Source organism: Bradyrhizobium valentinum, from assembly GCF_001440405.1.
GTDB lineage: Bacteria > Pseudomonadota > Alphaproteobacteria > Rhizobiales > Xanthobacteraceae > Bradyrhizobium > Bradyrhizobium valentinum.
In genome coordinates, this window is sequence record NZ_LLXX01000090.1 from 79732 (window position 1) to 91824 (window position 12093).

Consider the following 12093-nt stretch of genomic DNA (forward strand, 5'->3'; position numbering starts at 1 on the left):
ACGCGCTAAGCGGCTGCCTTCAACGCCGCAAAGCCGCGCTCGAGATCGGCCTTGAGGTCGTCGACATTCTCCAGGCCGATGTGGAGCCGCAGTGTCGGCCCGCCGGGAGACCATTTGGTCGCCGTGCGGTAGGGATCGCAGTCGAACGGGATGATAAGGCTTTCGAAGCCGCCCCACGAAAAGCCCATGCCGAACAGTTTTACTGCATCGAGCAGGGCATCGACCGCCTTCTGCGGCGCCGGCTTCAACACAATGCTGAACAGGCCGGAGGCGCCGGTGAAGTCGCGCTTCCAGAGCGCGTGGCCGGGATGGCTTTCGAGCGCGGGATGCAGGACCTGCAGGACCTCGGGGCGGGCGGCGAGCCAGCGCGCCATTTCGAGGCCCGAGCGATAATGCTGCGCGAGCCGCACCGCCAGCGTGCGGGTGCCGCGCAGCGCCAGAAAGACGTCGTCGGGACCGGCGCAGACGCCGAGCAGGCGAATGCCTTCGGCGATCAGCGGCCAGGTTTTTGCGTTCGCCGAAATCGTGCCGAACATTATGTCGGAATGGCCGCCGATATATTTGGTGGCAGCCTGCATGCTGATGTCGACGCCCTGGTCGAGCGAGCGGTGAAACAAGGGCGTGGCCCAGGTGTTGTCGTCGATGACGAGCGCGCCCTTGGCATGCGCGACTTCGGCGATGGCGGGGATGTCGCTCATTTCAAACGACTGCGAGCCGGGCGCTTCCACCAGCACCGCCTTGGTGTTGGGCTTGAACAGCTTTTCGATTCCAGCGCCGATCAGCGGATCGAAATAGCCGACATCGACGCCGTAACGGGTCAGCATGCCGTTGCAGAAGTTGCGTGAGGGCCGGTAGACGTTGTCGGTCACCAGTACATGATCGCCGGCGCCGAGCACCGAGAGCAGGGTGGTGGTGATCGCGGCCAGCCCCGATGGCGCAAGCCCGACGCCGACGCATTGGGGGCCTTCCAGCGACATCAGCACATCCTGGAGCGCGCGCGTGGTCGGAGAGCCGTGACGCCCGTAGGAGAATTCGGCGCGGTGGGCGTGCAGGTCCTCGGCGGTCGGATACAGCACGGTCGAACCGTGAAACACGGCCGGATTGACGAACCCCCGCTGGCCCTTGGTATCGCGGCCGCCGGTGACCAGCCTGGTTTCGGGTTCTTGCGGGTTAGACCGTCCGTCGTTCGAAAAGCTCATGCGTTTGCATTATCCAAGACGTTATGCCGCAGCCACAACTTGATCGCGAAAACACCGCCGGCGGCGGGCCAGGACCGGCTAAGTTAATAACAAGACACAGAAGACGGCAGTCAACCCCTTGACCCGGCACGCCAGTCGTTCTGAGATGCATGCCAACTAACAGTCGCTGCAAGTTGAGGGGCCTGCCGCGATATCAGATCCACAGCCTGACCGGGATGGCACGTGAAATGCACGGTCAGGATGACGCTTTTCAGCGGGGGATCAGCGGGTTGGCCCCACGACGTCAGGCGTTGCCTAGAAAACGATCTCCGGACGACCCCTTGAAAGGCCTATCCCATGAAACGCGTATCTCTGGTTGTTACCCTCGCCCTTGCCGCCGGTCTCTCGGCCCAGGCCGCCTCGGCGCAAACCCTCAAGACGGTCAAGGACCGCGGCATGCTGTCCTGCGGGGTCAGCCAGGGTCTGCCGGGCTTCTCGACGCCGGACGACAAGGGTAACTGGACCGGGCTCGACGTCGACATCTGCCGGGCGATCGCAGCGGCCATTTTCAACGACGCGACCAAGATCAAGTTCGTGCCGCTCTCGGCCAAGGACCGCTTCACCGCGCTGCAGTCGGGCGAGATCGACGTGCTGTCGCGCAACACCACCTGGACGTTGTCGCGCGATACCTCGCTCGGCGCCAACTTCACCGGTGTTACCTATTATGACGGCCAGGGCTTTCTGGTGAAGAAGTCGCTGAAGGTGAACTCGGCGCTCGAGCTCAACAGTGCGTCCGTCTGCGTCCAGACCGGCACCACTACCGAGCAGAACCTCGCCGACTACTTCAAGGGCAACAACATGAAGTACGAGGTGATCGCGTTTGCGACCGCCGACGAAACCATCAAGGCCTATGAATCCGGCCGCTGCGACGTCTTCACCTCCGACGTCTCCCAGCTCTATGCCGAGCGGCTGAAGGTCGCCACGCCGGCCGATCACGTCGTGCTGCCTGAGGTCATCTCGAAGGAACCGCTCGGACCGATGGTCCGCCATGGTGACGATCAGTGGTTCGACATCGTGAAATGGACGCTGTACGCGATGGTCGGCGCTGAAGAGCTTGGCATGACCCAGAAGAACATCGACGAGATGGTCAAGTCCGACAAACCTGAGGTCAAGCGCGCGGTCGGCACCGACGGCAATCTGGGTGAGCAACTCGGCCTGACCAAGGATTGGATGGTGCGGATTGTAAAGGCCGTCGGCAATTACGGCGAGTCCTTCGAACGCAACGTCGGCTCCGGCTCCAAGCTCGCCATCGCCCGTGGCCTCAACAATCTATGGAGCAAGGGCGGCATCCAGTACGCACCGCCGATCCGCTAAGCGCCAGCGAGAGGGGCTGCGGCGATGGCCATCGAACCCCGAAAACCACCGTCGCAGCTACTTGCCAGGCTGCAGCGGGCGCTCGGCGGCCGGGCGGGCTGGAGCGGCTTCGTTCTCCAACTGCTGTTCGTCGCCGCGCTCGCCTGGATCTTATACGAGATCGTCGCCAATGCCCGCGCCAACCTGCAGGCGCAGCGGATCACCGCGGGCTTCGGCTTTCTTGCCAACAACGCGGGCTTTGACGTCAGCCAGAGCCTGATCCCGTATTCCGGATCCGATCCCTACACGCGCGTCTTTGTGGTTGGCCTGCTCAATACGTTGCTGGTCTCGGTGATCGGCATCTTCTTCGCTACCCTGATCGGATTCCTCGTCGCACTGGGCCGGTTGTCCCCGAACTGGCTGCTGTCGCGGATATCGGGCGGCTATGTCGAACTGATCCGCAACCTGCCGCTGCTGTTCCAAATCCTGTTCTGGTATCTGGCCGTGCTCGCCGCATTGCCCAATCCGCGACAGAGCATCTCCGTCTTCGACAGTTTCTTTCTCAGTAATCGCGGTCTGGTGATTCCGAAGCCGATCGGCACGCCCGGTTTCGAGCCGTTCGTCGCTGCGGTGCTGCTGGGGATCGTTGTCGCGATTGCGCTGGGGCGGTACGCGCGCCGGCAACTATTCGACAGCGGCAAGGTGATCAAGGTCTGGCCCTATGCGCTCGGCCTAGTGGTTGGCCTGCCGCTACTCAGCGCACTGATCTTCGGCCTACCCGTCACGTTTGAAGTGCCCGTCCTCAGGGGCTTCAACTTCGCCGGCGGCTCACGCGTTATTCCGGAATTCGTCGCGCTGACGCTGGCGCTATCGACCTATACGGCGGCCTTCATCGCTGAGATCGTGCGAGCCGGTATTCTGTCCGTGCACAGGGGCCAGATGGAAGCCGGTTCCTCGCTCGGATTGCAGCGCGGTTCGGTGCTGCGGCTGATCGTGATCCCGCAGGCGATGCGCGTGATCCTGCCGCCGCTTACCAACCAGTATCTCAACCTGACCAAGAACTCCTCGCTGGCGGTGGCGATCGGCTATCCCGACCTGGTTTCGGTGTTCGCCGGAACGACGCTGAGCCAGACCGGGCAGGCGATTGAAATCATCGGCATCACCATGGGCGTCTATCTCCTGATCTCGCTGGTCACCAGCGCGATCATGAGTTTCTACGGGTGGCGTATCAGCCGGAGTATGGGGTGATGAGCGAGACCACACCATCCGTGTTCGTCCGCCAGGAACTCGTCGGCGAGCGTCCCGCACCGATAAAGACCACCGGCTTTGTCGGCTTCCTGCGCACGCGCCTGTTCAATTCGCCGACCAACATCCTGATCACGATCGTCAGCGTGCTGCTGCTGTGGTTCACCGTGGTGCCGGCGCTGAAATTCGTGCTGGTCGATGCGGTCTGGACCGGCAAGGACCGCACCGCCTGCTTACCCAAAGGTCCCGGCGATGTGGTCGGCGCCTGCTGGCCTTTCATCCAGGCCAAGTTTTCGCAGTTCATCTACGGATTCTATCCGGAGCCGGAGCGCTGGCGGGTCGATTTGACCTTCATTCTTGCTGCCATCCTGCTGGTGCCGCTGTTGATTCCGCGGTTGCCGGGCAAGGGGCCCAACGCCATCTTGTTCTTCCTGGCATTTCCCGTCGTCGCCTTCTTCCTGCTGCTCGGCGGCGGGCTGGGCGGCTTCGGCGTGAGCTGGACCGCAGGGCTGCTGTCGGGCCTGACGAGCGGAATCAAAAATGCCGGTGTCGCCGGCATCAATGCGGGTCATCCGATTTTTGGACCGTTTCTATCTCTGCTGGGATGGCTTGGGTTCTCATTGGGTGTGGTTCTTTCATATCTCATATGGCCGCTGACCTGGTTGCGTGACCAGATCCAGGCCACGGGCAGTCCGGTCTGGGCTGATCTCATGGCGACCGCCGTGATCGTGTCGGCTCTGCTGTTCTGGCTGGGCGGCGGTATCCGTTCCGGCTGGCGTCCGCTGATCACCAGCCTTGCGGTCTTTGCCGGCATCGGCATCGTGATCGCGGTGATGGGGCTCGACCGTGGTGGATTCCCTGTCGTGGATACGCGGCTGTGGGGCGGCCTTCTCGTGACGCTGGTGGTATCCGTTACCGGCATCGTGGCCTCGATGCCGGTCGGCATTGCGCTCGCGCTCGGGCGGCGCTCGACCATTCCGCTGATCCGAATTTTCTCGATCGCTTTCATTGAGTTCTGGCGCGGCGTTCCGCTAATTACCGTGCTGTTCTTCGCAACCTATATGCTGCCGCTGTTCGTGCCGGCCGGCTTCACCATTGACGGGCTGATGCGCGCCCTGATCGGCATCGCGCTGTTCGCGGGAGCCTACCAGGCGGAAGTGATCCGCGGCGGCCTGCAGGCGATCCCGCGCGGGCAGGGCGAGGCGGCGAGTGCGCTCGGTCTGTCCTGGGGCAAGACCACCGCGCTGATCGTGATGCCGCAGGCGCTGCGCCACGTCATTCCCGGCCTCGTCAACAGCTTCATCGCGCTGTTCAAGGACACCTCGCTGGTCTCGATCGTCGCGCTGTTCGATCTCCTGGGACAGCTCAGAGCTTCCTTCAGCGATCCGGTCTGGTCGACGCCGACGACACTGTTCACCGGCTTTGCCTTTACCGGGCTGATCTATTTCGTCTTCTGCTTTGGAATGTCGCGTTACTCCCTGTTCGTCGAGAACAGGCTGAACGCCCATCGTCGCAACTGAGTACATGACCATGACCACAAATTCGATCGTTGGCATCAACACTCTCAACAAGTGGTACGGGGACTTTCACGTGCTGCGCGACATCAATCTCGACGTCGCCAAGGGCGAGCGCATCGTGATCTGCGGTCCCTCAGGCTCGGGCAAGTCGACGCTGATCCGCTGCATCAACGCGCTGGAGGAGTTCCAGGAAGGCAACATCGTCGTCGACGGCATCGAATTGGGGCCCAACCTGCGTCGGGTGGACGAGGTCCGCCGCGAGGTCGGCATGGTGTTCCAGAGCTTTAACCTGTTTCCGCATCTCACCGTGCTGGAGAACTGCACGCTGGCGCCGATCTGGGTGCGCAACATCCCGAAGAAGGATGCCGAGGCGATGGCGATGAAATTTTTGGAGCGGGTCAAGATTCCGCATCAGGCCAGCAAATATCCTGGCCAGATGTCAGGCGGACAGCAGCAACGCGTGGCGATCGCCCGCGCGCTGACCATGAATCCGAAGGTCATGCTGTTCGACGAGCCGACTTCGGCGCTCGATCCCGAAATGGTCAAGGAAGTGCTCGACACCATGGTCGATCTCGCCAGGGAAGGCATGACCATGCTGGTCGTCACCCACGAAATGGGATTTGCGCGCGAAGTCGCCAACCGCGTCGTCTTCATGGATGCCGGCCAGGTGATCGAGTCAAACACGCCGCAGGAATTCTTCGCCAATCCGCAGCACGCGCGGACCAAGCTGTTCCTGAGCCAGATCCTGCGGCATTAGATCATGCTCCTCATGGTGAGGAGCGTGCGAAGCACGCGTCTCGAACCATGCAGGCCCGCCCGCAGCCATCCTTCGAGACGCGGCCAAGAGGCCGCTCCTCAGGATGAGGTCGGTGGACGTCGAGCAATCACACCTTCACGAACGGCACGTCGATCTTCGTGCGCTTCTCGAGCCACGCCGGCACCGGCAGGTTCTTCGAGCGCATGAACGCCGGATTGAACAGTTTTGACTGATAGCGGTTGCCGGAGTCGGCAAGGATGGTGACGATGGTCTTGCCGGGCCCGAGCTGCTTCGCGAGCCGGATCGCGCCGGCAACGTTGATGCCGGTCGAGCCGCCGAGGCACAGGCCCTCGTGTTCGAGCAGTTCGTAGATCACCGTTACGGCTTCCTCGTCCGAAATCAGGAAAGCGTCGTCGACCTTTGCCGTCTCGATGATGGGCGTGACGCGACCTAATCCGATGCCCTCAGTGATCGAGTCACCCGGCGTCGATTTGGCGGTGCCGTGCTTGAACAACTCGTACATCGCGAAGCCATGCGGATCGGCGCAGGCAGTGACAATGCCCTTGTTCTTTTCCTTCAGATAGCGGCTGGCGCCGGCCAGCGTGCCGCCGGTGCCGACCGAGCAGATGAAACCGTCGATCTTGCCGCCGGTCTGCTCCCAGATCTCCGGTCCGGTGGACTCGTAATGCGCCATGGCGTTGTCGAGATTGTTCCACTGGTCGGCGAACAACACGCCGTTCGGCTCGGTCTTGCGAAGCTCGGCGGCCAGCCGCCGTCCGACATGCTGATAGTTGTTCGGGTTGGAATAGGGCAGCTGCGGCACCTCAACGAGCTCGGCGCCGCACAGCCGCAGCATGTCCTTCTTTTCCTGGCTCTGGGTTTCCGGGATCAGGATCAAGGTCCGGTAACCGCGCGCGCTGGCGACGACGGCGAGACCGATGCCGGTATTGCCGGCGGTCGATTCCACCACGAGGCCGCCCGGCTTGAGGTCGCCGCGCTTCTCGGCTTCGAGGATCATCCACTTGCCCGCGCGGTCCTTGACCGACTGGCCGGGATTCATGAACTCGGCCTTGCCGAGAATGGTGCAGCCGGTCAGCTCAGATGCCTGCTTCAGCTTGATGAGGGGCGTGTTGCCGATCGCTTCGATGACGTCTTTGTTGAAGGTCATGCTTTGAAATTGCCGGTTTGCTTGCCTAATCGTTAGGCGACCCTAAAGGACCGCCGCTAGCCGCACAAGCCAGCGTTGGAGCAGGCCGGTCAGCCCGATTTTGCAAATACGACCTGACGTACGTCGATATTTCCTGACAGGAACCCCGCCTCGCAGTACGCGAGGTAGTATTCCCACAGCCGCCGGAAGCGGTCGTCGAAGCCCGAAGGCGTCAGGTTGGGCCAGGCCGCACGGAAATTGCTTCGCCAGATCGCGAGCGTCTTGGCATAATCTTGCCCGAAAATGCGTTCGCGGATGACGGGAACGCCGAAGCGCTCCCCGAGCGTTTTCAGGATCTGCGGCGAGGGCAGCATGCCACCCGGAAAAACGTAGCGCTGGATGAAATCAACTTCGCGGCGATAGGTCTGGAACAGGCTGTCCTGGATGGTGATGGCCTGGATGCCGGCGAGGCCACCGGGCAGCAGGCGGTCGCGCAACTGTGAAAAGTATTTCGGCCAGAACTGCTCGCCGACCGCTTCGATCATCTCGATGGAAGCGATCCGGTCGTAGCGGTCGCGCTCATCGCGATAATCCTGGAGCTTGATCTCGACCCGGTCGCTGAGCCCGGCATTGTGAATGCGCGCCTGCGCGAAATCGCGCTGCTCCTTGCTGATGGTGAGCCCGACGACCTTGACGCCGAACGTCTTGGCGACGTATTCGGCAAAGCCGCCCCATCCGCAACCGATCTCCAAAAGCTTCTGGCCCGGCCGCAGATCGATCGCTTCAGCAAGCCTGCGGTATTTGTTGTGCTGGGCTGCGGTCAGGTCCGGCGTGTCATCCTCGAACAGGGCCGACGAATAGGTCATGCTGGGATCGAGCCACGCCGAGTAGAAAGCGTTGCCGATGTCGTAATGCGCATAGATGTTGCGGCGGGCCTGCCGCTTGGTGTTGCGGTTGAGCCAGTGCCTGACGATCTGGAATGTGCGCGTCAGCGGATTGCCGATGAGCATTGTCTGCATCCAGTCCTGATTGACGCAGAACAGATAGAGGAATTGCGTCAAGTCGGGCGTATCCCATTCGCCGCGCAAATAGGCTTCCGCGATGCCGATGTCGCCGCCGCGCAGGAGCCGCGAGGCAAAGCCGTAATCGTAGATCTTCATCGCCGCGGCCGGGCCGGGCCCGTTGCCGCCCAACCGGACCATGCGGCCGTCGGCCAGCGTCACGTCGAGCGTGCCATGTTGCAGCTTCGAACCAAAGCCTAGCGCCAGCCGGACCAGGCGGGGCAATTCCGGAAACGTCGCGTCTACGGTTTCCGATGTGACCGAAATCAACTCGGACATGGGCGATCCATCGAATGGGTTTACCCGGCCTCGCCTGCTTCAATCCTCGGCACGGGGGGACAACGCCAGCGAAGTATAGTCATTGCTTTTCCCGGTCGCCAAGCCAGTATTGAGGGCGGCGTCCTTCCGCGGCGCCAGCCGCGCGCCCTTCAGCCAGAGCCGCAGCGCCTCCCAGTGGATCGCCGCAAATCGATCAACAGCCGCGGCGCAAAGTGACGCGTGCGGAAATATTCACCAAGCGTCAGCCCGGCCAGTTTGACCGCGGCGTAATCCTCGATGCTCTGCTGATTGAAGGTGAGGATGTCGCGGAGCATCCAGAGATAGGTGGGCGACAACAGGTTGCGAGGCTGAGCTCGCGGTCGTAGACGGTGACCGGATAATGTTTCGTCAAGGCCCAGGCCGCGGCATTGCCACTGATTCCCGTCCGAACCACCGGGACCCCGCATTTTTGCCCCTCTGTTGCACGAGCCCAGATAGGGGGCCTGTTCCCGGAGTTTCAAATCGGCCACAGGCATGGATTCGGCTCGCGCAAGCGGCGGACGCGGGACGTCAGAACAGGGAAAAACCTCAGAAACCCCCATGAAATCTTCGTAAGATTTCGGCGCCCCTGAGGCGTCCCGACATTGCTCCAAGCCCTATAAAACAAGGGGAAGTGAGTACTTTGCTGGCTGTTTTGCGCACCCGAACGGATGACCTGCGAAGGGCTGCGCGGGGCTGTGCGCGCCGCAGTCGCAAGGCTAGTATCGGGTTCGGATTCAGCGGAAGCATCACCCCCGTGAACGTGTCGCAGGCCATCAGGAGAAGCGCTCGTCGTGCGCCGGGCCGGGATTTGCCCGGTGGAGAACGGGTGTGACCCAACGAACTGCAACTGCTGCGATCGAAGGTTGGCCCGCTCTCATCCCGGGCGGCAAGCGGCTAGCGCGATCGCTTGCGGTGCTTGGCCTCGTCGCCAGCTCCGCGGGCTGCATCCTGACCAAGGACCTTCCCGATCCCGCGCTCGACATACCGGAAGGCTACAAGGCGGCCCGGCTTTCGAAGGCCGCGGACGCGCCGCCGACGCTGGACTGGTGGCGTGGCTTCCGTTCCCGCGAGCTGACGGGCCTGATGGAGGAGGCGCAGACCGTCAATCTGGACATTGCGGCGGCCACCGCGCGATTCAGACAGGCCGATGCGCAGGCACGAATCGCGGGTGCGGCGCTGTTGCCTACTCTCAGCGCAACCGGTCAGGAAACCTATTCGCGGACCTCGCGCTCCAGCACCAGCGGTCTGACCATTGGTGGACGCGAGGTGGTCAACTATTCGGCCTCGCTCAGCGCCAGCTACGAACTGGATTTCTGGGGCAAGAACCGCGATGCCGCGCAGGCGGCGGAGGAGACCTCCGTCGCCACCCGTTTTGACCGCGATGTCATCGCGCTGACCACATTGACGACGGTCGCAAATGCCTATTTCCAGGTGCTCGCCGCGCAGGACCGGATCCGGACCGCTCAGCGCAACATCGCCAGTGCCGAGCGCATCCTCAATGCCATCAAGGAGCGGCTGACAGCCGGCACCGGCACCGACCTCGACGTCGCGCAGCAGGAGAGCGTGGTTGCCAACCAGCGCGCTCTGGTGCCGCCGCTGCGGCAGACGCTCGACCAGAACATCAATGCGCTGGCGACGCTGGTGTCGCGGCCGCCGGAGGCGGTGCGCGTCACCGGCGGTTCGCTCAACCAGATCGCCGCGCCGCGCGTCACGCCTGGCCTGCCGTCGGAATTGCTGACGCAACGGCCTGATATTCGCCGCCAGGAAGCGCAGCTCGCCTCGGCGACTGCCAATGTCGGCAGCGCCCGCGCGCAGTTCTTCCCGAGCATTCAATTGACCGGGCAGGGCGGCTATCAAAGTTCGGCGTTGTCGTCGCTGTTTCAGCCGCAAGCCGCCTTCTTCAGCTTGGTCGGCAGCCTGACCCAGCCGATTTTCGACGGCGGCAGGATCCTCGGCAATTTCGAGTTCACCAAAGCGCGGCAGGACGAATTGCTGCAGACCTATCGCAAGACCGTGGTGCAGGCCTTTGCCGATGTCGACACTGCGTTGACGTCGATCCGCCAGACCACGGAGAGGCTGCGGCTGCAGCGCCAGGTGGTGGCGGCATCGCGGCGGGCGTTCGAACTGTCCGAGCAGCAACTGCGGGCCGGAACTGCCGATATCGTAACTGTGCTAAATACGCAGCAGACGTTGTTCCAGGCTGAAGATTTGCTGTGGCAGGCCCAATTGGCCCGGCTGCTCGCGATCGTCAGTCTCTATCAGGCGCTGGGGGGCGGCTGGGAGCCTAGGATGGAAAGGCCGGTCGATGCTCTTTAAGCCGGAAGTAAAGGACGACGCGAAGACGGCGGGCAAGCGCGTCGCGCGTGGCATTGGCCGGCGGATGGTATCGCTGACGATCACGCTGCTGATCCTCGGCGGCCTCGGCTATCTCGGCTGGACCGCCTTTCAGCAGAAGCAGACCGGTCGCGGCGGCCCCGGCGCACGCCCCGACCTTCCAGTGCCGGTGCTGGCGGCGACGCCGCGCACGCAGGATGTGCCGGTTTATCTCGATGCAGTCGGCTCGGTCCGTGCGCTGAACACGGTGATGGTGCGCTCCCAGGTCGACGGCAAACTGATCAAGGTGAATTTCGTTGAGGGCCAGGACGTCAAGCAGGGCGATGTGCTGGCCGAGATCGACCCGGTGATTTACCAGGCCCAGTACGATCAGGCGGTGGCCAAGAAAGCGCAGGATGAAGCGCTGCTTGCCAACCAGAAGCTCGACCTGGCGCGCTATCAGCAGCTCGCCGCGTCGAATGCCGGCTCCAAGCAACAGGCCGATACGCAGCGCTCGGTGGTCGCCCAGCAGGAAGCGCTGGTGCAGGCCGATCAGGCCGCGATCGACAATGCGCGCGCGATGCTCGGGTATACCAAGGTCATCGCGCCGCTGTCGGGGCGCGCCGGCCTGCGCCAGGTCGACCAGGGCAACATCATCCGCGCGTCGGATGTAACCGGCCTCGTCATCATTACCCAATTGCAGCCGATCGCCGCGCAGTTCAGCCTGCCACAGCAGCAGATCGTGCGGGTCAACGCCGCCGCTGCCAACGGCGCGCTTTCAGTGGACGTGTTCGGCAATGACGGCGTCACCGTAATCGATACCGGGACGCTGAAAGGTATCGACAACCAGGTCGATCCGACCACCGGCACGCTGAAGCTGAAGGCCGAATTTCCGAATGCCAAGTTCCAGCTCTGGCCCGGACAGTTCGTCAATGTGCGGCTGAAGGTCGAAACGCTCGAGAAGGCGATCGTGGTGCCGGCATCGGCTGTGCAGCGTGGCCCTGTCGGTACGTTCAGCTATGTGATCGGCCCCGACAATGTCGCGACCGCGAAGCCGGTCGTCGTGACCCAGCAGAACGAGAACGACGCCGTGATCGCAAGCGGCCTTTCGACCTCCGACCGCGTCGTAACCACAGGCTTTGCCAATTTGTCCGACGGCGCCAAAGTCTTCATCGGCACCGCCGACCGGGCGCCGACCGCCGATCTGGCGCCGCGCAAGCGC

At 62.9% G+C, this 12093-nt stretch carries 10 protein-coding genes; 6 read left to right on the forward strand and 4 right to left on the reverse strand.

Features of this window, described 5'->3' with window-relative positions:
- Positions 1 to 5: 5 nt before the first annotated feature.
- A complete protein-coding gene (gene metC / locus CP49_RS13865) occupies positions 6 to 1199 on the reverse strand; it encodes a cystathionine beta-lyase (protein WP_057850797.1) in 1194 nt (397 codons plus the stop codon).
- Between the two features lie 336 nt (positions 1200 to 1535).
- Between metC and CP49_RS13870 the strand changes: the two genes are divergently transcribed.
- From CP49_RS13870 to CP49_RS13885, 4 genes are read left to right on the forward strand one after another with little or no spacing between them, the layout of a single operon-like run.
- Positions 1536 to 2552 carry an amino acid ABC transporter substrate-binding protein gene (locus tag CP49_RS13870; protein WP_057850798.1) on the forward strand — a complete coding sequence of 339 codons (1017 nt, stop codon included), beginning with the start codon at positions 1536 to 1538 and terminating at the stop codon, positions 2550 to 2552.
- A 24-nt stretch (positions 2553 to 2576) separates the two neighbouring features.
- Positions 2577 to 3779: an amino acid ABC transporter permease gene (locus tag CP49_RS13875; protein ID WP_057850799.1), complete on the forward strand. Its 1203-nt coding sequence runs from the start codon at positions 2577 to 2579 to the stop codon at positions 3777 to 3779.
- The gene (locus CP49_RS13880; protein ID WP_057850800.1) at positions 3779 to 5296 is read left to right on the forward strand and encodes an amino acid ABC transporter permease; all 1518 of its coding nucleotides are present in this window, start codon (positions 3779 to 3781) and stop codon (positions 5294 to 5296) included. Before CP49_RS13875 ends, CP49_RS13880 begins: the two co-directional genes overlap by 1 nt.
- 10 nt (positions 5297 to 5306) lie before the next feature.
- Entirely contained in the window at positions 5307 to 6050 is a 744-nt protein-coding gene (locus CP49_RS13885; RefSeq protein WP_057850864.1) for an amino acid ABC transporter ATP-binding protein, read from the forward strand.
- Between the two features lie 127 nt (positions 6051 to 6177).
- Here the strand turns inward: CP49_RS13885 and CP49_RS13890 are convergent, their stop codons facing one another.
- The 3 genes from CP49_RS13890 to CP49_RS42725 all read right to left on the reverse strand — a co-directional run bounded on the left by CP49_RS13890 (position 6178) and on the right by CP49_RS42725 (position 9052).
- Positions 6178 to 7218 (reverse strand): cysteine synthase A, encoded by a 1041-nt coding sequence (locus tag CP49_RS13890; protein ID WP_057850801.1) that lies wholly within the window; start codon positions 7216 to 7218, stop codon positions 6178 to 6180.
- A gap of 89 nt (positions 7219 to 7307) precedes the next feature.
- Positions 7308 to 8537, reverse strand: a complete 1230-nt coding sequence (locus tag CP49_RS13895) for an SAM-dependent methyltransferase (protein ID WP_057850802.1) — start codon at positions 8535 to 8537, stop codon at positions 7308 to 7310.
- Between the two features lie 149 nt (positions 8538 to 8686).
- Positions 8687 to 9052, reverse strand: a complete 366-nt coding sequence (locus CP49_RS42725; RefSeq protein WP_245310681.1) for a hypothetical protein — start codon at positions 9050 to 9052, stop codon at positions 8687 to 8689.
- A 361-nt stretch (positions 9053 to 9413) separates the two neighbouring features.
- Here CP49_RS42725 and CP49_RS13905 point away from each other — a divergent pair, with 361 nt between their 5' ends.
- Both CP49_RS13905 and CP49_RS13910 read left to right on the forward strand, forming a co-directional pair.
- Entirely contained in the window at positions 9414 to 10874 is a 1461-nt protein-coding gene (locus CP49_RS13905; RefSeq protein WP_057850865.1) for an efflux transporter outer membrane subunit, read from the forward strand.
- The coding region (locus tag CP49_RS13910) for an efflux RND transporter periplasmic adaptor subunit (protein WP_197423106.1) at positions 10864 to 12093 on the forward strand (1230 nt) is incomplete at its 3' end. The genes CP49_RS13905 and CP49_RS13910, both read left to right, overlap by 11 nt.